This window comes from Williamsia sp. (genome assembly GCF_036566845.1).
Lineage (GTDB): Bacteria > Actinomycetota > Actinomycetes > Mycobacteriales > Mycobacteriaceae > Williamsia.
The window spans coordinates 42,739-68,120 of record NZ_DATCVM010000254.1; the positions used below are offsets into that span (position 1 = coordinate 42,739).

Annotated in this window: 25 protein-coding genes; 7 read left to right on the forward strand and 18 right to left on the reverse strand. The window is 63.7% G+C overall.

The genetic code is table 11. From position 1 onward, the window contains the following. Positions 1-59: 59 nt before the first annotated feature. On the reverse strand, positions 60-1,169 hold the full coding sequence (gene rlmN, locus VIQ49_RS24550) for a 23S rRNA (adenine(2503)-C(2))-methyltransferase RlmN (RefSeq protein ID WP_331889200.1): 1,110 nt from the start codon (positions 1,167-1,169) through the stop codon (positions 60-62). A gap of 85 nt (positions 1,170-1,254) precedes the next feature. On the opposite strand from rlmN, the gene VIQ49_RS24555 reads away from it, so the two are divergent. Beyond that, entirely contained in the window at positions 1,255-1,650 is a 396-nt protein-coding gene (locus VIQ49_RS24555; protein WP_331889201.1) for a LapA family protein, read from the forward strand. A gap of 4 nt (positions 1,651-1,654) precedes the next feature. On the opposite strand, the gene VIQ49_RS24560 is transcribed toward VIQ49_RS24555, so the two are convergent. From VIQ49_RS24560 to rpsB, 5 genes are all read right to left on the reverse strand, one after another. Next, the gene (locus VIQ49_RS24560) at positions 1,655-2,527 is read right to left on the reverse strand and encodes a phosphatidate cytidylyltransferase (protein WP_331889202.1); all 873 of its coding nucleotides are present in this window, start codon (positions 2,525-2,527) and stop codon (positions 1,655-1,657) included. Between the two features lie 51 nt (positions 2,528-2,578). Further along, a complete protein-coding gene (gene frr / locus VIQ49_RS24565; protein ID WP_331889203.1) occupies positions 2,579-3,136 on the reverse strand; it encodes a ribosome recycling factor in 558 nt (185 codons plus the stop codon). A 48-nt stretch (positions 3,137-3,184) separates the two neighbouring features. Then, on the reverse strand, positions 3,185-3,916 hold the full coding sequence (pyrH, locus tag VIQ49_RS24570) for a UMP kinase (RefSeq protein ID WP_331889204.1): 732 nt from the start codon (positions 3,914-3,916) through the stop codon (positions 3,185-3,187). Positions 3,917-4,079: 163 nt separating this feature from the next. Next, positions 4,080-4,904: a translation elongation factor Ts gene (gene tsf, locus VIQ49_RS24575; RefSeq protein WP_331889205.1), complete on the reverse strand. Its 825-nt coding sequence runs from the start codon at positions 4,902-4,904 to the stop codon at positions 4,080-4,082. Positions 4,905-4,962: 58 nt separating this feature from the next. Next, a complete protein-coding gene (gene rpsB / locus VIQ49_RS24580; protein WP_331889206.1) occupies positions 4,963-5,817 on the reverse strand; it encodes a 30S ribosomal protein S2 in 855 nt (284 codons plus the stop codon). A gap of 332 nt (positions 5,818-6,149) precedes the next feature. Here rpsB and VIQ49_RS24585 point away from each other — a divergent pair, with 332 nt between their 5' ends. Continuing rightward, positions 6,150-6,704 carry a M23 family metallopeptidase gene (locus VIQ49_RS24585; RefSeq protein ID WP_331889207.1) on the forward strand — a complete coding sequence of 185 codons (555 nt, stop codon included), beginning with the start codon at positions 6,150-6,152 and terminating at the stop codon, positions 6,702-6,704. A gap of 23 nt (positions 6,705-6,727) precedes the next feature. On the opposite strand, the gene VIQ49_RS24590 is transcribed toward VIQ49_RS24585, so the two are convergent. Then, positions 6,728-7,639, reverse strand: a complete 912-nt coding sequence (locus tag VIQ49_RS24590; protein WP_414731715.1) for a tyrosine recombinase XerC — start codon at positions 7,637-7,639, stop codon at positions 6,728-6,730. A 99-nt stretch (positions 7,640-7,738) separates the two neighbouring features. After that, complete coding sequence (locus tag VIQ49_RS24595) at positions 7,739-8,575, reverse strand: siderophore-interacting protein (RefSeq protein ID WP_331889209.1); 837 nt, start codon at positions 8,573-8,575, stop codon at positions 7,739-7,741. Positions 8,576-8,711: 136 nt separating this feature from the next. Between VIQ49_RS24595 and VIQ49_RS24600 the strand changes: the two genes are divergently transcribed. Then, entirely contained in the window at positions 8,712-9,551 is an 840-nt protein-coding gene (locus VIQ49_RS24600; RefSeq protein WP_331889210.1) for an SDR family oxidoreductase, read from the forward strand. Between the two features lie 10 nt (positions 9,552-9,561). On the opposite strand, the gene dprA is transcribed toward VIQ49_RS24600, so the two are convergent. From dprA to VIQ49_RS24620, 4 genes are all read right to left on the reverse strand, one after another. Further along, positions 9,562-10,701 (reverse strand): DNA-processing protein DprA, encoded by a 1,140-nt coding sequence (dprA, locus tag VIQ49_RS24605; RefSeq protein WP_331889211.1) that lies wholly within the window; start codon positions 10,699-10,701, stop codon positions 9,562-9,564. 9 nt (positions 10,702-10,710) lie between these two features. Beyond that, positions 10,711-12,267, reverse strand: a complete 1,557-nt coding sequence (locus VIQ49_RS24610) for a YifB family Mg chelatase-like AAA ATPase (protein ID WP_331889212.1) — start codon at positions 12,265-12,267, stop codon at positions 10,711-10,713. Between the two features lies 1 nt (position 12,268). Then, the gene (locus VIQ49_RS24615) at positions 12,269-12,664 is read right to left on the reverse strand and encodes a YraN family protein (protein ID WP_331889213.1); all 396 of its coding nucleotides are present in this window, start codon (positions 12,662-12,664) and stop codon (positions 12,269-12,271) included. 157 nt (positions 12,665-12,821) lie between these two features. Beyond that, positions 12,822-13,823 carry an alpha/beta hydrolase family protein gene (locus tag VIQ49_RS24620; RefSeq protein ID WP_331889214.1) on the reverse strand — a complete coding sequence of 334 codons (1,002 nt, stop codon included), beginning with the start codon at positions 13,821-13,823 and terminating at the stop codon, positions 12,822-12,824. 519 nt (positions 13,824-14,342) lie between these two features. Here VIQ49_RS24620 and VIQ49_RS24625 point away from each other — a divergent pair. Together VIQ49_RS24625 and VIQ49_RS24630 are read left to right on the forward strand one after the other, a co-directional pair. Then, positions 14,343-15,779 carry a condensation domain-containing protein gene (locus VIQ49_RS24625; protein ID WP_331889215.1) on the forward strand — a complete coding sequence of 479 codons (1,437 nt, stop codon included), beginning with the start codon at positions 14,343-14,345 and terminating at the stop codon, positions 15,777-15,779. Beyond that, positions 15,776-17,530 (forward strand): DHA2 family efflux MFS transporter permease subunit, encoded by a 1,755-nt coding sequence (locus VIQ49_RS24630; protein WP_331889216.1) that lies wholly within the window; start codon positions 15,776-15,778, stop codon positions 17,528-17,530. Before VIQ49_RS24625 ends, VIQ49_RS24630 begins: the two co-directional genes overlap by 4 nt. On the opposite strand, the gene VIQ49_RS24635 is transcribed toward VIQ49_RS24630, so the two are convergent. Then, the gene (locus VIQ49_RS24635; protein ID WP_414731716.1) at positions 17,508-18,515 is read right to left on the reverse strand and encodes an alpha/beta hydrolase; all 1,008 of its coding nucleotides are present in this window, start codon (positions 18,513-18,515) and stop codon (positions 17,508-17,510) included. The two genes, VIQ49_RS24630 and VIQ49_RS24635, sit on opposite strands and share 23 nt — an antisense overlap. 410 nt (positions 18,516-18,925) lie before the next feature. On the opposite strand from VIQ49_RS24635, the gene VIQ49_RS24640 reads away from it, so the two are divergent. Next, positions 18,926-20,362, forward strand: a complete 1,437-nt coding sequence (locus VIQ49_RS24640) for a condensation domain-containing protein (protein ID WP_331889218.1) — start codon at positions 18,926-18,928, stop codon at positions 20,360-20,362. After that, positions 20,356-22,071: a DHA2 family efflux MFS transporter permease subunit gene (locus VIQ49_RS24645; protein ID WP_331889219.1), complete on the forward strand. Its 1,716-nt coding sequence runs from the start codon at positions 20,356-20,358 to the stop codon at positions 22,069-22,071. Before VIQ49_RS24640 ends, VIQ49_RS24645 begins: the two co-directional genes overlap by 7 nt. Here VIQ49_RS24645 and VIQ49_RS24650 read toward each other — a convergent pair. The 5 genes from VIQ49_RS24650 to VIQ49_RS24670 form a co-directional block, all read right to left on the reverse strand. Next, a complete protein-coding gene (locus VIQ49_RS24650; protein ID WP_020107290.1) occupies positions 22,068-22,391 on the reverse strand; it encodes a DUF2469 domain-containing protein in 324 nt (107 codons plus the stop codon). The genes VIQ49_RS24645 and VIQ49_RS24650 overlap by 4 nt on opposite strands. Before the next feature lie 71 nt (positions 22,392-22,462). Then, on the reverse strand, positions 22,463-23,131 hold the full coding sequence (locus VIQ49_RS24655; protein ID WP_331889220.1) for a ribonuclease HII: 669 nt from the start codon (positions 23,129-23,131) through the stop codon (positions 22,463-22,465). A 2-nt stretch (positions 23,132-23,133) separates the two neighbouring features. Continuing rightward, a complete protein-coding gene (gene lepB / locus VIQ49_RS24660; protein WP_331889221.1) occupies positions 23,134-24,000 on the reverse strand; it encodes a signal peptidase I in 867 nt (288 codons plus the stop codon). 17 nt (positions 24,001-24,017) lie between these two features. Then, positions 24,018-24,359, reverse strand: coding sequence for a 50S ribosomal protein L19 (gene rplS, locus VIQ49_RS24665; RefSeq protein ID WP_020107287.1), 342 nt, complete (start codon positions 24,357-24,359; stop codon positions 24,018-24,020). A gap of 38 nt (positions 24,360-24,397) precedes the next feature. Beyond that, entirely contained in the window at positions 24,398-25,378 is a 981-nt protein-coding gene (locus VIQ49_RS24670; RefSeq protein WP_331889222.1) for a hypothetical protein, read from the reverse strand. Between the last annotated feature and the right edge of the window lie 4 nt (positions 25,379-25,382).

A 25,382-nucleotide genomic window follows, 5' to 3' on the forward strand; every position in this document is an offset into this window, starting at 1 on the left:
CGGGCCGACGTTGCAGCCCGGATGCAGCTCGATTGCAGCGTCGGAGCCGAAGCCCGACGCTACTTCTCCTCGGCCGCCAACTGCCCGCAGGCCGCGGCGATCTCCTGCCCGCGGGTGTCCCGGACCGTGCACGACACACCCTGCGCGATGACCCGCCGCACGAACTCTCGCTCGGCGGGCTTCGGGCTGGCATCCCACTTCGACCCCGGTGTCGGATTGAGCGGGATCAGGTTCACGTGAACCAGCGGTCCGAGAGCCTTGCGCAGCTTCTCACCGAGCAGGTCCGCACGCCACGGCTGATCGTTGATATCGCGGATGAGGGCGTATTCGATCGAGACCCGGCGACCGGTGTTGTCCGCGTAGTAGCGGGCGGCGTCGAGCACTTCCTTCACCGACCACCGGTTGTTCACGGGTACCAGCGTGTCCCGCAGTTCGTCGTCCGGAGTGTGCAGCGAGACGGCCAATGTGACGGTCAGGCCCTCATCGGCCATCCGCCGGATCGCCGGCGCCAGACCCACCGTCGAGACCGTCACCGAACGCTGAGAGATGCCCAGTCCCTCGGGTGCCGGTGACGTGATCTTGCGGACCGCATCGATCACGCGCTTGTAGTTGGCCAGCGGCTCACCCATGCCCATGAACACCACATTCGACAGGCGTCCGGGCTCACCCAGCTCGCCGTCGCGCATCGCGCGGGCCGCCGACCGGACCTGATCGACGATCTCGGCGGTCGACAGGTTGCGGTCCAGTCCACCTTGCCCGGTGGCACAGAAGGGACACGCCATACCGCAGCCGGCCTGACTCGAGATACAGAGTGTGGTGCGGTCGGTGTAGCGCATCAGCACCGATTCGAGGAGCGTCCCGTCGTGCAGCCGCCACAGCGTCTTGCGGGTGGTGTTGTCGTCGCAGGCGATGTGCCGGACCACGGTCATCAGCTGCGGGAACAGCGCTTGGCCCACCGACTCCCGCATTGCTGCAGGTAGATCGGTCATCTCCGCCGGATCGGCGTTGAGCCGGGTGTAGTACTGGCGGGCCAACTGGTCGGCGCGGAACTTCGGCAGGCCGAGCTTGGCAACGGCCTCGACGCGGCCTGCGGCGTCCAGATCCGCCAGGTGCTGCGGAGGTTTGCCGCGTTTGGGCGCGTCGAACACCAGCGGAATCGGAACAGTCATCCTCAAAGCGTGACGTAGATCGGCCGGAGATGCCAATTTCGCAACTGTGATTGTCGTCGGCCGGTTGTGAGAGCACCATGGTTGCATGACGCAACCGCCAGAGGGATACCCGCAGGAACCGACCGGTGACTACCTGCCACCCAATCAGGCGCCGCAAGGCAACCACCCCGCCGCGGAAGACGTCCCGGTCGCCGATCATCGCGATGAACTCAATCGCCAGGCCCTCGAGGACGTGAAGCACACCCGAACCCGTGCCTTGTGGGTCGGTTTGATCGCCGGTGCGATCATCACGCTGCTATTGCTGATCTTCATCGTGCAGAACGTCGACAGCCAGAGCATTCACCTGCTGTTCTGGACCGTCGATCTGCCACTCGGTGTCAGTCTGCTGATCGCGGCCATTCTCGGTGCGGTGATCACCGGACTCGTCGGCAGTCTCCGGATGTACCAGGTTCGCCGGGCGGTCAACAAGGCGCAGAAGTAGGGGGTCAGAGCAGAGCGCCCAGGATCGCCCACACCACAAACGCGGAGGGCAAGAGGGAATCGAGGCGATCCATGATGCCCCCGTGTCCGGGCAGCAGCGTTCCCATGTCCTTGATCTTGAGGTCCCGTTTGACCTGCGATTCGACGAGGTCGCCGAGGGTGGCGCAGACGACCAGGACCGGACCGAGGATCAGGCCGATCCACCACTGCGCGTCGACGACGAACATCACGGTCAGGATCGAACCGACAACACCGAAGATCAGTGAGCCGACCATTCCCTCCCAGGACTTCTTGGGACTGATCGCCGGCGCCATCGGATGTTTGCCGAACGTGACGCCGAAGACGTAGCCGCCCACGTCGGAGCACACGACCACGATCATCAGCGTGAACACCCGTGCGGCGCCGTTGTCCTCGAGTACCATCGACGCGCCGAAAGCGCCCATCAGGGGCAGCCAGCAGAGCACCAGAGTGGTGCCGGCCAGGTCCTGCAGGTAGTTCTCGGGCGCCGACTGCAGCCCTTGGGCCAACAGCTTCCAGATCATCGAGACCAGCACGGTCGCGGCCAGGGCCACGATCGACGCGGTGACACCCCACGGCCAGCTGACCCACATGATGGCCTGGCCGCCGAGCAGGATCGGAACCAGCGCGACCTTGATTCCGCTCTCGCGGAATCGCTTGGTGACTTCCCAGCTCGCGACACCGATCGCCACGGCCACCACCGGAAACCAGACCTCGGGCACAAAGCTGAGGATCAGGATGAGGCCCACACCGAGTGTGCCGCCCACCCCGATCGCGGCAGGCAGGTTTCGTCCCGCTCGGGAGGTGGATCCCTTGGGCTTCGGATCCGGTGTGCCCTGCGGCCGATCTGTGTCGGTCACCTGTTGCACTGCTCCTTTGGTCACCACCTGAGATGTGTTGTCGACGATGACTCAGACCTCGAGTAGTTCGGCTTCTTTGTGCTTCACCAGATCGTCGATCTGGGCGACGTACGACGCGGTGGTCTTGTCGAGATCCTTCTCCGCGCGACCCACCTCATCTTCACCTGCCTCGCCGTCTTTCTGGATGCGTTTGAGCTCATCGACCGCTTTGCGCCGCACGTTGCGGATGGAGACCTTGGCGTCTTCGCCCTTCGACTTGACCTGCTTGACGAGCTCGCGGCGACGCTCCTCGGTCAGCTGCGGGATCGAGATCCGGATGATGTTTCCGTCATTGGTCGGATTGACGCCGAGGTCGGAGTTGCGGATGGCGGTCTCGATCGGTCCCAGCGAGCTGGCCTCATAGGGCTTGATCACCACCATGCGCGCCTCGGTGGTGTTGATGGAGGCCACCTGGGTGACCGGTGTCGGGGAACCGTAGTAATCGATCATGACCCGGTTGAACATCGCCGGGTTGGCGCGGCCCGTACGGACTGAGCCCATATCGTCCCGCGCGACACTGACGGCCTTTTCCATTCTTTCCTCGGCGTCTAGTAGCGCGTCGTCGATCATGGTGTCCTCCGTTGTCGGTGTGTGTGGCGTCCGGGGTGTGGCTACCGGTCAGGTGGTGACCAGTGTTCCGATCTTCTCACCTGCTACCGCTCTGGCAATGTTGCCCTGCTCGAGCAGGTTGAAAACCAGGATCGGCATCTGGTTGTCCATGCAGAGGCTGAATGCCGTGGCATCGGCGACCTTGAGGCCCTTCTCGAGGACCTCGCGATGGCTGATCTCACGGAACAGGGTGGCGTCGGGATCGACGCGCGGGTCGGCCGAGTAGACGCCGTCGACGCCCTTGGCCATCAGGACGACCTCGGCCTGGATCTCGAGTGCGCGCTGGGCTGCGGTGGTGTCGGTGGAGAAGTACGGCATGCCCATGCCGGCACCGAAGATGACGACGCGGCCCTTTTCCAGATGCCGCTGCGCTCGCAGCGGAATGTAGGGTTCGGCGACCTGGCCCATGGTGATGGCGGTCTGCACACGCGTCACGATTCCGCGCTTTTCCAAGAAGTCTTGCAGTGCAAGGCAATTCATGACCGTACCGAGCATGCCCATGTAGTCCGAGCGGGACCGGTCGAGGCCACGCTGCTGCAGTTCTGCGCCGCGGAAGAAATTTCCGCCACCGATGACCACGGCCACCTCGACACCCGAGTTGACCACCTCGGCGATCTGGTCGGCGACCGTGGAGACGACGTCGGGATCGAGCCCGACCTTTCCGCCGCCGAACATCTCACCACCGAGCTTGAGAAGCACGCGCTTGAATCCGGTGCGGGTTGGCGCGCTGTTCTCGGTCATGTGGGGAGTCCCTTCGTTGTGCCGGTGTTCCTCGGGCCAATTCTCACGCCCGCCACGCTGCGATGCATCTGGGTGATCTGCGTCGGGCTCGATCGTATCGAGACCGTTGCACAAAAGAACCCCGGCGAATCAGAGGATTCGCACGGGGTTCCTTGCACAAAAATCAGGCCTGTCCGACCTCGAAACGGGTGAACGACACTACTTGTGCGCCCGCTTCCTCGAGAACAGCCTTGACCGTCTTCTTCGACTCGGTGACCGACGCCTGGTCTACGAGGACAACGTCCTTGTAGAACCCGTTGACGCGACCTTCGACGATCTTGGGGAGCGCAGCCTCGGGCTTGCCCTCCTCACGAGCGGTCTGCTCGGCGATGTGACGCTCGGAAGCGACAACCTCCTCGGGGACCTCGTCGCGGGTGGCGTACTTGGCACGCAACGCAGCGACCTGCATCGCAGCGCCGCGAGCGGCCTCCGCTGCAGCGTCGGTGTCGCCGGTGTACTCGACCAGGACACCAACGGACGGCGGCAGATCAGACGCGCGCTTGTGCAGGTACGAGGCAACCTTGCCCTCGTGGAAGGCAACGCGACGCAGGACCAGCTTCTCGCCGATCTTGGCAGCGAGTGCCTGGACGAGCTCGTCGACCGTACTGTCGCCGACCTTGGCGGCCTTGAGGACCTCCACGTCGGACGTCTTCGCAGCGACTGCAGCATCGAGAACCTGAGCCGCGAGGGCCTGGAACTCTTCGTTCTTCGCCACGAAGTCGGTCTCTGAGTTGATCTCGATCATCGCGCCGTCTTTGGCGGCGATCAGACCTTCGGCGGTGGACCGCTCGGCGCGCTTGCCGACGTCCTTGGCGCCCTTGATCCGCAACTCTTCGACGGCCTTGTCGAAATCGCCATCGTTAGATGCCAGAGCATTTTTGCAATCGAGCATTCCCGAACCGGTGAGTTCGCGGAGCCGCTTGACGTCAGCGGCGGTGTAGTTCGCCATGGGTGGGCGAGCCTCCTGTAGTCGAGTGTTTCTCAGAAGTGGTTGAGCCAGAAGGAAATCAGGCCTGTGCGGGGGTTTCGGCCTCAGCGGCCGGAGCCTCTGCTGCCGGTGCCTCTGCGGCAGGAGCCTCGGCGGGTGCGGTGGCCTCCGTCAGCAATTCCTGCTCCCACTCGGCGAGGGGCTCTCCGGCTGCGTTCTCCGGCTTGGCATCGGACGAGCTCTGCCCGGCGCGTGCCTGCACACCCTCGGCAACCGCGGCAGCGATGACGTGGGTCAGAAGAGCAGCGGAACGGATGGCGTCGTCGTTGCCCGGGATCGGGTAGTCGACGAGGTCGGGATCGCAGTTGGTGTCCAGGATCGCGATGACCGGGATGTTCAGCTTGCGAGCCTCGGAGACCGCGAGGTGCTCCTTGTTGGTGTCGACGACCCAGATGGCCGACGGAACCTTGGCCATGTCGCGGATACCGCCGAGGGTGCGATCAAGCTTGGTCATCTCACGCGTGAGCATGAGGATTTCCTTCTTGGTGCGTCCTTCGAAGCCGCCGGTCTGTTCCATTGCCTCGAGGTCCTTCAGGCGCAGCAGGCGCTTGTGGACGGTCGAGAAGTTGGTCAGCATGCCGCCGAGCCAGCGCTGGTTCACGTACGGCATGCCGACGCGGGTGGCCTCTGCGGCGATGGATTCCTGAGCCTGCTTCTTGGTACCGACAAACAGGATGGAGCCGCCGTGGGCAACCGTCTCCTTGACGAACTCGTACGCCTTGTCGATGTAGGTCAGCGTCTGCTGCAGGTCGATGATGTAGATGCCGTTGCGATCGGTGAAGATGAATCGCTTCATCTTCGGATTCCAACGACGGGTCTGATGCCCGAAATGAGCGCCGCTGTCCAGCAGCTGCTTCATGGTTACGACAGCCATGTGTTCACTTTCATGTGCAGTTGACGTCGGCATCCGGGTTGGTTGCCGACCCTGGCACCTGTCAGGTGTGGAACCTTCTCGAAAGAAGGACTGCCCACACCCCGTGTCGGACGAACTGACGTTGGCCGACCGCAGGCGCGCGAAGTCACTCCCGCCGAGGCGAGAGCGCCATATGAGTCTACGCGCGTGGGCCTCACAGGCGAAATCGTGTCGCCACCTCAGTCATGGGCGCCCGTCAAGCCCTTCGGCCGAACTGTGGATGACCGGTCAGGTTCTCCACAAACAGGTCACCGACCTGGACTGATCCCCTAGTTGACACCACCATCGTCGACATGACCTCGGGACGGGCATTTCACCGGGCGACAACCGTCCTTGTCGCCGCCGCAGTCATCGTCTCGATCCTCTCGGCACCCTGGACCCCGGCTGCCGGTGCCCTACCCGCGCCCGGCACCGATCAGGCGTTCAGCTGGCCGCTGTCGCCGGTGCCGTCTGTGGTGCGTCGATTCGAACCGCCCGCGCAACGGTGGCTCGCCGGGCATCGGGGGGTCGACCTCGCCGCCGGCGTCGGCGCGGTTGTCAGATCGGCCGGTGACGGCGTCGTCCACTACGCGGGCCAGGTCGGCGGAAAACCGGTGGTGTCCATTCGGCATCCGGACGGGTTACTGACCACCTATGAGCCCGTGACCGCCTCGGTCCGGGCCGGGACGCCCGTCATTCGCGGATCGCCGATCGGCGTGCTCGACGCCGGCCACATCGGCTGCCCCGGCGCCTGCCTGCATTGGGGTGCCCGCCGCGGTGCCGGTGCATCGGCCGTGTACATCGATCCCCTGGCATTGCTCGGCTTGGTACGCGTCCGCCTCAAACCACTACAAGCGGGCGATCGATGACCACGCGGCGGCCGCGACCGGCGTCACGCCCGAGGATGTGCCTGGTCGTGGACTCGTCGCAGACGTTCGACGCTGACGTGGGTGTAGAGCTGGGTGGTCGCCAGGCTGGCGTGCCCGAGCAGTTCCTGCACGACCCGAAGGTCGGCACCGCCTTCGAGCAGGTGGGTCGCAGCGCTGTGGCGCAGGCCGTGGGGTCCCAGATCGGGTGCGTCGGGTGAGGCCGACAGCACCCCGTGTACAACGGTCCGCGCCATTCGCTGATCGAGTCGCCCGCCCTTGGCGCCGAGCAGGAGGGCGTGACCGGATTTGAGCTGAGCCAGCACCGGCCGACCGCTCCCCAGCCACCGGTCGATGGCCGCGGCCGCCGGGGTACCGAACGGTACCGTCCGTTCTTTGTTGCCTTTACCGATGACCCGCAACACATTTCGCGAGCGGTCGACGTCGTCGATGTCGAGGCCGCAGAGTTCACCGACCCGGATACCGGTGGCATACAGTAGTTCGACGATGAGCTGATTGCGCTGCGCGATCGGATCGTCGGGATCGTGGTCGGGCGCAGCCGGCGTCAAGGCGATCTTCGCCTGATCGGCACTGAGCACACCCGGCAGCGTGCGGTGCGCGTTCGGTGCCTGCAATCGGGTGCCGGGGTCGGCGGCGAGGATGCCTTCGCGCGTGGCCCAGCCCGTGAACCGCTTGGCCGACGAGGCCTGCCGCGCAATGGTTGTCCGGGCCGCGCCGCCTTTGCTGTGGGCGGCCAGCCACGCTCGCAAGGTGGCCAGGTCGATATCCGAGGGACCCTGACCTCGCACCCCGGCAAAGCTGATCAGCGAGCGGATGTCACCGATGTAGGCGCGAACGGTGTGCTCACTGTGTCCACATTCGAGGCGCAGGTAGCTCTCGTACTCGTCGATGATCGATGTGCTCACCCGCTCAGACAATCGACCTGCGTCCAGGACTGCAAGCCGCCACACCCCCAGACCCGATAATGTGTTGTTTTGGTTACGCCCACTCGGGAATATGCTCGCCAAAACAACACATCATCGGGATTCCTCCAGCGTGCGCTGACCGGCTTTCCACTGACGGAAGCCCTCTTCGGTGTGGCCGCGTCGCCAGTAGCCACTGATCGATGCGTTGGCCGCCGGAACGCCGCGCTCTTTGCGGATGTATCCGCGCAGATTCTGCATCACCACTTCGGCTTCACCGTGGATGAACACCTGCACTGAACCCGGCAGCCATTCGGTGGCCCGGACGGCCGCGACGATCGGGGCGTTGGCCCCACCGAATTCGTCGGTGATCGCATCTGAACTGACACCGCGATGCAGCCAGACGATCTCGGCGGTGTCGGGGGCAACCAGATCGACCTCGTCTTCGGGCCCCCCGACCTCGATGAACGCCTTCACAACTGTGCCGTCGGGCATGGCCTCGAGTGCCGCGGCCACCGCGGGAAGTCCCGCCTCGTCGGCAGCCAGCAAATGCCAGTCGACGTCGGTCTTGGGGCGGTACCCGCTACCGGGGCCCACAAATCGGATCTCTTCGCCAGGTTGCGCCGCGGCCGCCCAGGGCCCGGCGATGCCCTGGTCACCGTGAACAACGAAGTCCACCGCGATCTCACGTGCCGCGTGATCGACCCGCCGCACCGTGTACGTGCGCAGGATGGTCGGTTCGTCGCCGCGGAGCTTGGCCCGGACCCGTTGCAGCCCGCGCGGTTTGGCGGCCGCCGCTTCCTCTTCCGGGAACATGAACTTGATGTACATGTCGGTGTCGTCGTTTGCCTGGAAGTCGTCGAACCCGGGATCACCGAGGTACACCCGCACCAAGTGGGGTGTGAGCTGTTCGGTCCGCCGAACCGTCATCGTGTTTTCTCGCCTGGCCACGTGTGAGTCCTCTCGTCGATGCGGCTGCGGGCCGGCATCTTTCTCAGCGCCGGCTCCGGCCACCCGGTCCACCGTACCCGAATATAGGGGACCCTAAGTCGTGTGCAATTCGCTCGCGAGCCGATAGCGTGGTCGGATGCCAACGATTTTGATCACCGGAGCATCCCGCGGTATCGGCCGGTCCACGTCCCTGCGGTTGGCATCAGCGGGATGGGATGTGATCGCCGGCGTGCGTGATGCCGCTGTGGGCGACGAGCTGAAAGCCGCCGCACCCGATCGAATCTCCCCGGTCATCCTCGACATCACCGACGCCGAACACATACGCGCCGCGACAGATGCGCTGCCCGACCGTCTCGACGCGGTGGTCAACAATGCCGGGATCGTTGTCGGTGGACCTGTGGAGACCATCACACCCGAACAGTTGCGTCATCAGCTGGAGGTGAACGTGGTCGGGCAGCTCGCGGTGACGCAGGCCGTGTTGCCACTCCTGCGACGCTCGAAGGGCCGGGTGATCTTCGTGTCGTCGGTCAGCGGTCGGATCGCGACGCCGATGACGGGGGCGTACAACGCGTCCAAGTTCGCCTTGGAGGGGATGGCGGACGCCCTTCGAATCGAATTGCGGCCGTGGAAGATTCCGGTAGTCCTCGTGGAACCCGGCCAGACCGACACGGACATCTGGCGCGACGCCGAGTCCACCCTCGACGCCAGCACCACCGCACTCTCCGAGTCGCAACTCGGCCTGTACTCGAAGCACATCAACGGTTATCGCAAGACGATTGCGTTGTCGCAGAAGGCCGCGGTCCCGGCCGATCTGGTTGCGGCCTCGATCGAGTCCGCGCTGACGGACAAGCGTCCGCGCGCCCGCTACGTGGTGGGAACTGCGAACAAGATCCAGGCACCGCTGGTCGGATTGCTGCCGACCAGACTCTCCGACATCATCATCGGGAAAGTGACCGGCGTTCCCCGCACTCCGTGAGGTCGGCGGGTTACCGGCCACGCGCCAGACTCCAACCCGATCCATCGGTACTGAGCATCCCGCGGGCCTCGAGGACCGCAAGCGCCGAGCGCACCTGACGCAACTCGAGTCCACAGGCGAACGAGATCTCACCGATCGTGAGCGTGCCTGTCGCCGGAACCGTGTCGTAGACCCGCAGTTGATTCGCATCGAGGTTGTCGGTCGGACGTTCTCGTGATCCGGTGGACCGCTGAACATCCTCACCGCCGGGCCGGGCGAGGCGCAGGATGTCAGCAGAGTCGGTGACCAGATGCGCGACCCCGTCGGCGATCATTCGATGGCAACCCACCGATGTCGCCGAGGTGACCGGGCCAGGAACCGCCCCCAGCGGGGTCCCGAGTTTGCGCGCCCAGGCGGCGGTGTTCGCGGCTCCGCTCCGTTGGCCGGCTTCGACAACAACCACCGCCGACGACAGCGCGGCCACCAACCGGTTCCGCGTCAGGAATCTGTGTTTTGCCGCGGTGGTCCCGGGTGCGTACTCGCTCACCACCAGTCCGGTGCGGGCGATCTCGGACAACAACCTCGCATGTCCTGACGGATAGTCGCGGTCGATACCGCACGCCAGTACCGCGACCGTGACACCGCCGGACGCAAGAACATTGCGATGTGCCACACCGTCGATGCCATATGCACCACCGGAGACCACAGACCAGTTCTCGGCGACCAGACCGCTCGAGATGGTCGCGGTGACATGTTCGCCGTACCCCGACGCCGCGCGTGAGCCCACGATCGCGATCGATCGGTCGACGGCCTGGTCGAATTGCACGGGCCCGCGCATCCACAGCGCCAGCGGTTCGCCGCCTTTGGCGGATGTATCGGCCTTGCTCAGCGCCAGCAGTTGCCAACCCGGCCACTCGTCGTCATCTGGTGTCACCAACCGTCCTCCCACGCGCGCCGCCGCATCCAGGTCTTCGGCAGAGGTGTTCACGCCGTGGCGGGCTTCGGTCGCTCTCAGCACCTCGGCGTGTCCGGACGGCATCGATCGGCCGGCGACGGCCCTCGCCGCCTCGGTGATACCCACTTCTGTGATCAGTGTCCGCAGAGCCGCGCAGGGCGGTTCGGCAACGCCGGCAAGGTACGCCCAGGCACGCCGTTCGTCTTCGTCGACCACTACTCCCCCTCAGTTGTATCCGCGGTCGCGAAACATCAGCGCTTGCGCCACATGGTCTTCCACCGGTTCCCCATTGCCGGACAAATCGGCGAGTGTCCAGGCCAATCTCAATGCCCTGTCCGCCCCGCGAGCCGTGATGCGCCCATCGCGCATGAAGAGTTCGATCGGCCGCGTCACCCCGGGCGGCAGGCGAAAGTGCCCGCGCCGCAGTACCGAACCCGGCACCTCCGAGTTGGTCTGCCAGCCTTGACCGCTCCAGCGTTCCCGGGCGGCCGACCGCGCGGCGATCACCCGCTCGCGGACCTCGGCACTCGACTCGGCAGCGCCGGCGGTCAGTGCCGCGTTGCCGGGTGGATCCATCCGGACCCGGATGTCCACCCGATCCATCAGTGGTCCGGACAATTTGCCCAGATATCGTCGGCGAGCGGTTGGCGAACACACACAATCCACATCGTTGGCCGGTGCGCATGGACAGGGGTTCGCGGCGAGTACCAGCTGAAATCGAGCCGGGAACCGCGCGACCCCGTCGCGGCGGGCCACCCGGACCTCGCCGTCCTCCAAGGGCGTTCGCAATGTCTCGAGGACCTTGACCCCCAGTTCCGCGCACTCGTCCAGAAACAGGACGCCGCGATGCGCCCGGGACACCGCACCCGGTTTGGCCATGCCGGTGCCCCCACCGATCATCGCCGTCACCGTCGTCGAATGATGCGGCGCGATGAACGGCGCCTCCGTCACCAACGGATGGTGCTCCGGCAACCCGCCGGCAATCGAATGAATCGCCGTGACCTCCAACGCCTCCGATTCCCCCAACGGCGGCAGGATCCCCGGCAACCGACGCGCCAGCATCGTCTTCCCGATCCCCGGCGGCCCCGTCAGCAACAGATGATGCGCACCGGCAGCCGCGATCTCCATCGCATACCGCGCCTCATCCTGGCCCACCACATCGGACAGATCCGGAGACAGCGGCACCGGCGCCCGCTCCACCACCTCGCACACCGTGTCCAGCACATTCACGCCACGCAACCACCCCAGCACCTCCCTCAGATGCGACGCACCACCGACGTCGATCCCGGACACCAAAGCCGCCTCCGCAACATTCGGCAGCGGCACAACCACGTTCGCGAACCCCGCCTTGCGCGCCGCCACCACCGCCGGCAACACACCGCGCACCGGCCGCAACCGCCCATCAAGAGCCAACTCCCCGATGAACACCGACTTCTCCAACAACCCCGACGGCTTGTCGGAGTTCGCAGCCAACACCGCAAGCGCAAGCCCGAGATCAAAAATCGAACCGGCTTTCGGCAACGTCGCCGGCGACAACGCCAACGTGATCCGCCCCTCCGGCCACTTCTCGGCATCGCCACCTGACTCACCATCGGCACCTTTGCTCACCGACGCGGTATTCGTGATCGCAGCCCGCACCCGATCCTTGGCCTCCTTCAACGCCGCATCCCCCAAACCCACCAGATGTACTCCCGGCAATCCCTGCCCGATCGACGCCTCGATCTCCACCACGATCCCCTCGACACCACTGATGGCCACCGACCGCACCCGCCCCAGCTTCATCTCAGAACACCCCCCGCAGATGCGAGAACGTCGGCTCCCCTGACGAATTCAGCTGCACCGCAACCACATCAAATCGCACCACCGGCCAGCGGCGATCCTGCTCCCGCAACCACAACCCCGCCAGCCGGCGCATCCTCTTGTACTTCTCGAACGACACCGCCTCGGCGACATCACTGAACAACGCGCCCGTCCGAGCCTTGACCTCCACCACCACCAACGCCACACCATCAACAGCGATCACATCCAACTCGCCATACCGACAACGCCAATTACGCTCCACAACAACCCAACCCGCATCCTCCAGAAATCGAACAGCCAGATCCTCCCCCAACTGCCCGACCTCACGACGCGACCGCCTCGCACCACCCTGCCCCGACTGATCCCCCGGCTGATTCATGCCCCAACAATGACCAGAAACACCCACACGCCAACAGGAAAACCCACCCCAACACCACCCACCTGTGGAAGAAAAACGAAACTGTGGATACCCGCCGGCCCATGCCACCCCCGGGGAGTGCGATTCGACCCGGATCAGGACATGGGGAGCACGGGGCTCACCCGGCCAGTGCCGAGCGGAACAACGGCCACGACTCGTGGAGGTCGTCCTGCCAGTACGCCCAACTATGTGTGCCCGGGTCACCGAGATCGATGGTGGCTGGAATTCTCAACTGCTGCAGTCGGTCCCGCATTCGGACAGAACACCGATTCGTGGCGGTCTCGATCACAGCGCCAACGGCGACCTGGTCCGCGAGCTTGGGAACGTCACCGTTGATACCCGGTCCGTCCAGGACATCATATTCACCTGGCAGACCGGTCCCGTTCGACAAATAAATCGCTTTGCCCCGGAGTTTCTCGGCATTGACGTACGGGTCATTTCGCACCCATTCGGGATCAGTGGGAGGCCCCCACATGTTCACCGTGTTGCCACCGCCACGCCCCTCGACGGTGAGCCGGACGAACGCCTGCCCCTCGGGGTCGCTGGTCATCGCGCAACCGCTGTAGGCGCCGACGGCCCGGTAGAGGTCCGGTGCCCGCAGTACCAATTGGAACACCGAGGTTCCTGCCATCGAGATCCCGGCGATGGCGTTGCGACCGTTGCCGTTGAATTCCGAATCCATCAGCGGCGGCAACTCCTCGGTCAGAAATGTCGCCCATTTCTGTCGGCCCAGCGTCGGATCGTCGTGTCTCCAGTCGGTGAAGTAGCTGGCGGCGCCGCCCATCGGGACCACGACGTTCACGTCCTCGCCTGCGAAGAAGCTCGTGATATCGGTCCGGTCGAACCAACTGCTCCCACCTTTGCCGCCCGCAGCGCCGTTGAGCAGATAGGTGGTCGGAACCGGACTCGACCGGTCCGCCGCCGGGAGCACCTTCACCGCCATGTCAGAAGACATCGCCGCCGAATGGACAACCACGTCCACAACGCCATCGGGCCCGACGGCCGAGCTGACGATGTGTGAACCATCCGCGGCGCCCTGGGTTCCGCCCGGCGGAATTTCCCCGGGCTCGGCATTCGCGGGTCCGGCTGCAACGAACTGTGCGCCACACAGAATCACCATAAGAGTTACAAGAGCACACTTCACAATGTCTATTTTCCCTTGGTTGGCGTAACGCATCGATAGATGAGGTATCACGAATCCCCCTCCGCCACCGGCAAGTTCCCCACACTGCTGAGCAGAATAGAGCACATCGATCCCTTGTAGGACCGGGGAACAGCCTGCAGAGGCACGTCCGATAATTCTCGGAATTCGATGTAAACATGTTGAAAATTCTTTGCGAAATGACGGATTCCGAACGCCCTGATCGTGGACGCGCGCGGACAATTGGCAGCATACTCGACCTCCATAAATGCGCCGGAGAAGTCTTTTGAACGCCGGTCCAATTCGAAGTCTGTGCACAATGTGTCGGGTGACTTTGACCTTGCACTTGCCTCGTAGCTAACGCATGCTGTGTGTACGAACGCGAAAACCAGTGAGCGACTTGCCGAAACACAACGGACGACAATTCGGTTCGGTGCGATTGCAGAAGCCCACGCACATCGAATTCGTCATTCCCAGTGCCAGGCCAGAGGGGAATACATGGTCAGCTTTGGACTCATCGACGATTGGCGGCCAGCGACCGGGGAATTGACCATCTGGTCCGCGTCCGCAGCCGCCGTCGACGCCGCCCGGCGCGCGCCCGTTCACGCGACGCCTCCATCACACCAGCAGGAGGAATACCTGCGAACAGCATTGTGGAAGAAAGACGACCAGAGCAGGGGTTCGCGACTCTATGTCGGAACCTTTGATTCGCGTGAGAGACTCGATCGTGCCGCAATGTCGGCCACCATCAACGCATTCCTGCGCCGCCACGACACCCACCTCAGCTGGTTTTCCGCCGAGCCCGACGGGAGCATCGCGCGCCACGTGATGGACCCGGACGATGTCGATTTCACACCTCGCGAGTTCGGGCAGATCGACGAACCGGAGAGAATTCGGACGCTCGCCCAGGAGATGACCCCGGGGCCTTTCGACTGGAACTGCTTCACCTTCGGGACCATTGAACACCCGGGTGGATTCACGATGTACGGGGCAATCGACCATCTCCACTCGGATCCGGTGTCCCAGGCCATCTCACTGGTCGACGCGATGTCGTTGTACTCCAACGCCGTTTATCCGGAATCGGCCACACCGCCGAAGACGCCCGGCAGTTACATCGAATACTGCCACCGTGAGCGCGAGACATCGGCACGGTTGTCGCTCGACTCCGAGCCCGTTCAGAGATGGATCGAGCTGGTGCGGGACAACGGCGGCGACCTGCCGACGTTCCCCCTGAGTCTGGGACCGACACCCAAGACCGAGGCGCGAAGCGCACACCTGACCGCAGAGTTGTTCGATGACGACGACGCAACCGCTCTGGGCCGTATCTGCCGGGACAACAGGGCCGGATTCATCGCAGCGGTTCTCACCGTCGCCGGCCTCGCGGCTCACGAGTTCACCGGATCGGACCGGTATCTCGCGATCACACCGAAGAGCACACGCACCACCCCGGCAGAGTTCAGTGCGGTCGGATGGTTCACCAGTCTCATCCCGGTACCGATCGAGTTCACACCCACCTCGACGTTCTGCTCGCTGGTCCGTCAGACCCAGCAGTCCTACCTCGCCGGCCGCAAGCTCGCGGATGTGTCATTCCATCGGGTTCTCGAACTCCTCGACCACGGCCCCGACTCGCCGATCACCACCCAGCGCGGATGGTCGGTCCCGATGGTGTCCGTGATGGACACCCGACGGATGCCCGGCGTCGAGGCGTTCGCATCCATCAACGCGAAGTTCTACGGCAATCGCGGTACCTCAGAAGAGGTCTACGCCTGGGTCAACCGCTTCGCCGATCACACGTCGATCAGCCTCCTGTTCCCCGACACGCCCCAGGCACGGGCATCGATCAACATCTACGTCGACCGACTCCGGCAGATCTTCAAAACGATAGTCGCGGAAGGTGACTACACGCCGTCCACTGTGCTGACCGGTGCCGTGTGACGGCGCAGACCCGCCTCACCGGACCCGCAGACACTTCGGCCGCACCAGATCAGGATCGGATCTCACGATCGTCGTGGATGGTTCTGGTCTGTTGCCTCATCGCGGTGTCGGTCCAGATGGTCGACATGACCATCGTCAACATCGCGTTGCCCAGCCTCGGTGCAGATCTGGGTGCATCGTCGGGGCAGCAGCTCCTTGTGCTGAGCGCGTACACGCTCGCGTTCGCCTGCTTCCTGCTGACCAGTTCACGTCTCGGTGAACGCTTCGGCCGGCGACGGGTCTTCATCGTCGCACTGACCGGCTTCACCGTCTCGTCGGTTCTCTGCGGTGGGGCCCAGGGCGCGACAGAACTCATCGTCCTGCGCGCCTGTCAGGGTGCGTTCGCCGCGCTGGCATCCGCACAGACCCTGGCGATCATCTCGATCTCGTTCCCGAAGCGAAAGCACGGCATCGTCTTCGGCATCTACGGCGCGGTCGCCGGAGTGGCCGCGATGCTGGGCCCCACGCTCGGCGGCCTGCTCATCTCGACCGACCTCTTCGGACTCGGCTGGCGGACGATCTTTCTCGTCAACCTCCCCCTGGGTGTCGTCGCCTGCGGTGTCGGCTTCCTATACTTACCGGCCCTCACCTCGACCACCCGGCCGACGCTGGATGTCGTCGGGATCATCCTCTCCACCACCGCCCTGTTCCTGTTGATCTACCCGCTGGCGACCGGCCGCGAAAAGGGCTGGCCGTCATGGCAGATTGTCATGCTCATCGTGTCCGCACTCTTGCTCGCCGTATTTGTCCTCCACGAGCATCGGCTCGCCAGACGGGGCGCCGATCCATTGTTGGCTCTGAGCTTGTTTCGGAACAGATCCTTCGCCGTCGGTACCGCCCTGTGTCTGCTGTTCTTCAGTGTGTTCGCGGCATTCTTCTTCACGGTTTCGGTGACTGCTCAGTTCGGACTGGGCTTCTCGGCCCTCAAAACCGGATTGCTGACCTTGCCTTTTGCACTCGGCGCCGCAGTGGGTTCGGTTCTCTCACCGCTGGCGGTCCGATGGATCGGGTCCCGCACCCTGACGGTCGGAGCGCTGACCTTCATCGCCGCGCTCGTCTACACCGCTGTGGTCGTGAATCCGGCGGCCGCCGAGATCTCGATACCGGCGATCATCCCGCCGCTGGTGGCCGGTGGCATCGGTATGGGCTTGTTCGTCGCGCCACTCCAGGCGACGATGCTCTCGGACACCTCAGAGTCGAACATCGGGTCCGCGTCGGGAACCGTCCCGACCATCCAGCAGATCGGCGCATCCATCGGTCTCGCGGCCATCAGCCTCTTGTTCTTCAATCAGGTGGCGGCGCAATCCGATTCCGCGGTGTCAACCGCTGCAACCTCGCTGACGCGCGATCTGGCCGACACTGCTGTCTCGGAGTCGGTTCAGCCGATGGTGGTCGACGAGTTCACCCGTTGCGCCACCGCACAACTCGGGTCAGCTCATCCAGATGCACCGGCCCCGGGATGTCCGGATACGCGCGAAGATGTTCCCGCCCAACCCGACACGCTGCAAGCCAAGGTCGCCGCCGACGCCGAACCCGCACTGCGTCCGGCTGCAGAGCAGGCAGCAGCCCAGACCTTCCTGGCCGCATTCGATGTGGTCTTGTGGTCATTGGTCGCGCTCACCGTGGTCCTGGCCGCCTTCACATGCGGACTCCGCGTGCGCGGACGCCCCGAGGACCCCCTTCTCCCGATCAGCCCGCCAACGCTGACTTGAAGATCGGCCATGACGCGTGCAGGTCATCTTGCCAGTAGCCCCAACTATGGGTGCCACTGTCGCGAAGATCGACTGTCGCCGGGATGCCCAGCTGCCGCAATCTGTCACGCATCTGGTGGGTGCAGCGATTCGTGGCCGTCTCGATCACCGCACCGACAACGATCTGTTCCGCCAGCTTCGACACACTGCCATTGACACCGGGCCCGGCGAGCACATCATGATCCCCTGGCAGTCCGGTTCCGTTCGACAGGTAAATCGCCTTGCCCCTGAGCCTTTCGGCGTTCACGTAGGGGTCTTTGCGAACCCATTCCGGATCCGACGGCGGACCCCACATGTTCACCGTGTTGCCACCACCGCGCGCCTCGACGGTGAGCCGGACGAACGCCTGCCCTTCGGGGTCGCTGGTCATCGCGCAGCCGCTGTACGCGCCGACCGCCTGGTACAGAGCCGGGGCCTCGAGAACCAACTGGAACACAGAGGTGCCGGCCATCGAGATCCCCGCAATTGCGTTGCGGCCGTTGCCATTGAATCGGGCATCCATCAGGGGCGGCAGCTCTTCGGTCAGGAACGTCGCCCACTTCTGGCGGCCCAACGTCGGGTCATCGCGTCGCCAGTCGGTGTAGTAGCTGGCCGCGCCTCCCATCGGGACCACCACATTCACGTTCTCACCGGCAAAGAACGTTGCGACATCGGTCTGATCGAACCAGCTGCTCCCACCTTCACCGCCGGCCGCGCCATTCAGTAGATAAATCGTCGGAACAGGTCGCGATTGATCCGCGGCCGGCAACACCTTGACGGTGATATCGGAATGCATCGCCGCCGATCGGACAACGACATCAATTGGACCCGGCGACGGATTCGGTACCGCATTCACCGGCGCGACCGCCGCGAGCGAGAAAGCGAATACACCAATGAGAATAGCTAATTGTGTTTTTGCATTCCGTATTCTCCTGCGCTCGAGTCCTCGCAGCGATCGACGACGCATCACGTTCCCCCTCCATCAACCGACCACTCGATCTGGTTCCGTGCAGATTAGAACACATCGAAAAAGCAGCGCGACTGCACCTTTGGGTCGAGGCCAGAATCAGAACCCGACTTATACCATCACTTCCGAAAACCGTGGCAATATTCGCGGAATCCAATCCAACCGGCTAATTTCTCAACAGCTGTTGTCAAGGACCGCCACTTCGATGTAGCTTTCACCGTGCCCGATTACGGCGTGAAGGCTTTGCAGAAAGCCGAAATCCCGACCATTGCACGACAACAGATAAGCTGCGTGATCCTGAATTCCGGTCAGTGAGACTGAAAGCTGATCACGGGGATCACCAGCTGAAGAAACCATGCCTACTACGGCGCCGGCCGCGCCTGACATGCAACGACAGAGGGAGCTGGAGAATGGTCAATTTCGGACTCATCAACGAGTGGGAACCCGCGCCGGGCCGACTCACCAGTTGGGTTGCTTCGCTTGCATCGATCGCCGAGGCGGGTCACGCACCGGCACATCCGATCCCACCGTCTCACCAGCAAGAAGAGTACCTCCGCACCGCTGCCCGAAACGAGGACGCCGGGTTCCGATTCTCCCGCCTGTGCCTTGTCGCGTTCGACTTCGCGGCGCCACTCGACAAAGCGGCAATGACCCAGGCCATCAACGATTTCCTGCGTCGGCACGATACGTTTCACAGCTGGTTCTCGGCGGAGGGTGACGGCGCGATCGCGCGTCATGTCGTCGATCCGAGCATTTTCGATTTCGTCCCCACCGATCACGGTGACAAAGATGGCCCCGACGACATCCGGCTCCACGTCGAGGCCGAGACGCCGGGGCCGTTTCACTGGGACTGCTTCACATTCGGGGCGGTCGAACACGGTGACGGCTTCACCTTCTACGCCGCGCTTGATCACCTGGTCACCGACGGCATCTCCTCGGCGTTGATCGTCGTCGAGTTGCTGCAGCTCTACGCGATGGCTGCATACGGTGCAGAGAACACGCTGTCGGAGGTCGGAAGCTACATCGACTATTGCGAGCGAGAGCGATCCGGTTCTGCCGAACTCACCCTCGATTCACCCCACGTCAAGCGCTGGATCGAACTCGTGCAGGCACATGGTGGCGGATTGCCCACGTTTCCACTCGGTCTCGGGGTCTCGAGCGACGGATACGCCCGGACCGCGCACCGGTCCACGTCACTGTTCGACGAGGACTACGCCGAAGGTTTCGCCACCGTGTGCCGCGAGAACAATGCATCGTTTGTGGCCGGGGTCCTCGCCGTCGCGGCGCTGGCCAGTTACGAGTTCACCGGCCGGCAGAAGTACTTCGGCCTCACACCGAAGAGCACCCGCTCGACCCCTGCGGAGTTCAACTCGATCGGATGGTTCACCAGCCTCATCCCGGTCCCGCTGGAAATCGATGAGTCCTCGGCCTTCTCCGCCATCGTCGGTGACTCGCAGTTGTCATTCGACGCCGGCAAAGAGCTGACCGACGTGTCGTTCCACCGGGTCCTGCAGCTCGTCGAGCCGGGCAGCGGAGTCGACGTTCCACTCGGCTGGTCCGTACCGATGGTCTCGTACATCGACGTCCGCAAGTTGCCGGGTGTCGACGTGTTCGACGCGCTCAACGCCGGACTGTTCGGCAACAGGGGCAGCTCCGAGGAGGTGTTCTTGTGGATAAACCGCTTCGCCGAGGAGACGACCATCAGTCTGTTGTACCCGGGGACCGACGAGGCCCGTGAGTCGATCAAGTTGTACGTCGACCGCCTCATCGAGATCTTCACGACCATAGCGGTCCACGGTGACTACAAGCCTTCGCTCGAGGCCGCGGGTTCTCATTCGCGGTGGTAGTCCCGGATTCTGTTGCCGCGCAACCGCACGATCAGCTCGTCCCCGCGCGGCGGGCCTGGCTTGGGTTCGCCGCGTGCCTGATCGCCGTCTTCATGCAGATGGTCGACACCACGATCGTCAACATTGCGCTGCCGAGTCTGGCGATCGACCTCGGCGCGACATATTCCGACCAGTTGCTCGTCGCGACGGTGTACACGTTGGCGTTTGCGTGCACGCTCATGACGGCGTCGCGCCTCGGAGAGATGTTCGGGAGGCGGCGGGTCTTCCTCATCGCTCTGGCCGGCTTCACCCTCGCCTCGGTTCTGTGCGGAACCGCTTCCGGCGCCATCGAACTGATCGCCCTGCGAGGTGTGCAGGGAGTAAGCGCCGCAGCGGCATCTGCGCAGACCATCGCCATCATCTCCGTCCTGTTTCCGCGCGTGAAGCATGGTCTTGTCTTCGGGATGTACGGTGCGACAGCAGGTGTCGCGGCGATGCTGGGACCGATGCTCGGTGGCGGGCTCATCGCATCAGACATTGCCGGGCTCGGTTGGCGGACCATTTTTCTGGTGAACCTGCCATTGGGACTGCTGGCCTGTGTATTGGCCTACCGTCACCTACCGGATATCTCGGCGGATGCGCGCCAGCCACTCGATCTGATCGGAATGGCCCTGTCCACCGCGGGCTTGTTCACGCTGATATATCCGCTGGCGGTGGGCAGGGAGAAGGATTGGCCCGGTTGGATTCTCGCGATGCTTGTCGCCGCGGCGCTCTTGCTCACCGCGTTCGTCTGGTACGAACGGCGTCTGCAATCCAGTGGCGGAAGCCCACTGTTGCGGCCAGACCTGTTCACGAACAGGAACTTCTCGGTCGGTTCCGTGCTGTCCCTGTTGTTCTTCAGCGTGTTCGCCGCATTCTTCTTCACCGTATCCATCGCCGCCCAGTTCGGTCTGGGGTACTCGGCTCTGCGAACCGGTGCGCTCACCTTTCCCTTCGCCGTGGGCGCCGCCATCGGATCGCTCGTCTCGCCCTTGTTGATCCGCTGTCTCGGGCCCCGCACACTCGCCGTCGGGATGCTGGCATTCACTGTGAGTCTCGGATGGACCGCGACCCTCATCGAACCCTCGGGTCACTCGCTCGACATCGCCTCACTGCTGCTGCCCCTCATAGTGGGCGGACTCGGCACCGGGGTATTCATCGCGCCCCTGCAAGCGACAATTCTCGGTGGCACAACACCGACCAACGTGGGTTCGGCGTCCGGGTCGATCCCGACCATCCAGCAGATCGGCTGCTCCATCGGCTTGGCCGTGATCAGCATTTTCTTCTTCAATCAAGTTGCAGCACAGGCGGATCACGCGGTGGAGGAGTCCAGCAACTCGTTGACACGGGGATTGGAGTCGACTGCCATCAACCCCGCATGGCAGCCAATGGTGGTCGATGAGTTCTCCCGGTGCGCACACCTGCAGCTGACGTCGTCGCATCCCGAGACGACCCCACCGGGGTGCGACACCGAATCGGCACCCGAGGCCCAGAGCGACGCAACCCCCACGGACATCAGGTCGAGCATCGGAGAGCAGGCGAAGCCGCTACTTCAGCTGGCTGCCCGCGACGCCGCGGCCCGTTCGTTCCTGGGAGCGTTGACCGTGGTCCTGTGGGCGATCTCCGCGACCGCCGCAGGGCTGGCGGCGTTGAGCCTGCTGATCAAGCGATCTGCTGATCCGGACGATTAGTCGCCCAGCACGCCGTCTTCGGGGAGCCGCAGATCCTGCTTCTCGAGTTCTTCGATGTTGACGTCTTTGAAGGTGATCACCCGGACCTGCTTCACGAAGCGGGCCGGACGGTACATGTCCCACACCCAGGCATCGCTCATGCGGACTTCGAAATAGACCTCGCCGTCGGCATTTCGGGGCACCATGTCCACCGCGTTGGCGAGATAGAACCGCCGCTCGGTCTCAACCACGTAGGTGAATTGACCGACGATGTCCTTGTATTCGCGGTACAGGGACAGTTCCATCTCGGTTTCATACTTCTCGAGATCCTCGGCGCTCATCCTGCAAGCGTATCGCGCCCGGGGCAGGTGTCTGTCCACCCCACGAACTCGGAGGTATCAGACGACGGCCATCAAGGCACACGCACACGCATCCGCACATTGCGATAGGACATACGATGCTGCTCAGACGGGCCATGGGCGTCGAGACACTGCATGTGCATCTGCGTGCTGTAGCCCTTGTGGAGGGCAAATCCGTATCCGGGCACCGCACGATCCATGTCGACCATGATCCGGTCTCTGGTGACCTTGGCGACGATGCTTGCCGCCGCGATGCAGGCCGCTGCCCCGTCACCGCCGATCACCGGCAGGGACGGAGCGGTGAGACCGGGCACGAGAAAACCATCCGACAACACGTATCCGGGTGTCACGGTCAGACCTGCCACCGCACGGCGCATGCCCTCGATGTTCGCCACATGAATGCCGATCCGGTCGATCTCGTCGGCGTCGATGATCACCGCGGTCCACGCGAGCGCATGACGGGTGACCGACTTGTACAACCTCTCGCGGACCGATTCGCTCAACTTCTTCGAATCATCAAGTCCCGCGAGCGAAACCAGTTGTGTCGGCTTGAGGACGCAGGCCGCCACAACCAATGGACCGGCACAAGCACCTCGACCGGCCTCGTCGACACCGGCCACCGGACCGAGACCGCTGCGATTGAGTGCGGCCTCAAAGGTCCGGAGTCCGGCTGCTCGTCGTATCGCCACCCGGGGTGGCCACTTGGTGGTTGCCACCGGCATCGTTACTTCTGAGGGTTGACGGAATCCACGCCGCCGAAGCGAGAGAACGGATAGATGATGAAGCGGACCTTCCCGCGAATGTCGTCGACGGGCACCATTCCGTGCAGCTCGTCATCGATGTGGTAGCGGGAATCGGCTGAGTTGCCCCGGTTGTCACCCATCACCCAGACCTGCCCCTCGGGCACGTCGAGCGGACCGAAGTCGGGGCCATAGCAGGGGTTGAGTTCACCGTTGTTGTCGAGGAGCTCGCCGGGCCGCAGCGCCGCGTTCTTCTCCTGTAGCGCCACGTCGATGTAAGGCTCGACCAAGACCTTGCCGTCCACCTTGACGCCGGTTCCATCGGCGTTGTGGCATTCGACGCGCTGACCGCCGACGGCGATCACGCGTTTGACGAGGTTGTTCTCATCGGGCGGCGCAAAACCGAACCATGACAGCGCATTCTGCGCGCCACGGACCACGGTGTTCGAGGACCGCGGTGATTGCCATCCCAGATCCCACGACGAGGTCGGGGCCTTGAATACGACAACATCGCCGGGCTCGGGGTCACCGAAACGGTAGGAGAGCTTGTCGATCACGATGCGATCGTTGGTGCACCCGGTGCACCCCGACAGTGTCGGTTGCATCGATTCCGAGGGAATCACGTACTGCCGTCCGATGAATGTCTGCAGGACCCAGGTCAGCAGCAGCACACAGACGATGATGATGGCCGTCTCGCGGAGCAATGAGCCCTTTTTCTTGGGCTTCTTGCCATCACCATCGTCGAGGCTGCGCCAGGGCCGCTGAGAGTCTTCCGGCTCGGACGGAGAATCGCTGTCGGGATCGTGTCCGTACGGATTCGAACCGTCAGGAGTGCGGGGGGTGTCGACCACTCCGCAAGCCTAGTGCGTCAGCGCTTTTCTTTGATCTTTGCTGCCTTGCCGCGCAGGTCGCGCAGGTAGTACAGCTTCGCGCGACGGACGTCACCGCGGGTCACGATCTCGACCTTGGCCAAGTTCGGGCTGTGAACCGGGAAGGTGCGCTCCACGCCGACACCGAACGACACCTTGCGAACCGTGAAGGTTTCGCGGACGCCACCACCCTGACGACGAATGACAACACCCTTGAAGACCTGGACGCGTTCTTTCGAGCCCTCGATCACCTTGACGTGAACGTTGAGGGTGTCACCCGGACGAAAGTCGGGGATGTCGTCGCGCAGGGACTTGTTGTCCAAGAAATCCAGAGTGTTCATACTGTCGGTTCCAATTCTGTTGGCGTGAGCAGAGGAACCTAGCGGCCTTTCGGCTCGACTGGTTCGTGCTCTGTTTCGTTTGGTCTCCGCGACAGATCAGGCGACATGGGAGAACCCGGCGTCTGACCGTCGATCGGCAACTGGTCAATTGTGCCAGAAGGACCCCGCCCGTGAGAAATCGCCTCGGCCAGCACTAGCTCGGCAGACTCCCCCGGCGCCGGCGCGGCATGGACCTTGGCATCGAGTTCCACTTCGGCCTCGGCCTTGGCGTGTCCGACATCCGGCTTACCGGCCATCAGGTCCTGGAGGTAGATCTTCGCCCGGATCAGCGGGCGCCGGACGCGGCGTTCCCGCTTGACCGCCGCGGCCATCTTCTTCTCGCGTTTGGTGTAGCGCCACCGCGCCCACGGCGAGGTCGGGCGGGCCAGCCGGATCGATCCCACGATCAGCAGCGGGAAGATGAACAGCCCGATCAGACCGGTCCAGATCTTGCCCTTGGCAAGCACGATCCCGGTGAGCAACGCGACGATCAACAGGGAGATGGACAACGCCACCAACCCCACCCAGTCCCCGGTGTCGCCGTCGTCGATCTCGAACGGACGAAACCCCATCAGCAACAGGCCCATGACCGCCAACGCCACGAAGATCGCGTCGATGGATGCCCGGCCCTCCTCGGCCCAGTACACATCTCTCAGATAGAAGATCAGCGCGAACTCGTCGAGTACCAGTGCGGCCCCGATGCCGAAGAGACCGGCAAAGATCGAGAGCACCACCTGGGAACCGTTGATGGACATCGCGATGAGGCCAAGACCTGAGATCATCGTCAGGACTGTTCCGAACACCACGTGATGGATGTGCATCCCACCTGGGGTGACATTGCTGAACCACCAGCTGACCTCGGCGCGGATCAGCCGAACACTGATCCGGATACCGAGAAAGCCGAGGATGAAACCGATGTACGCGACAAACAGGGGCAGTCGCCCGTTGTCGACGATGTTCTCCTGGAACCAGTGGCCCATTCGG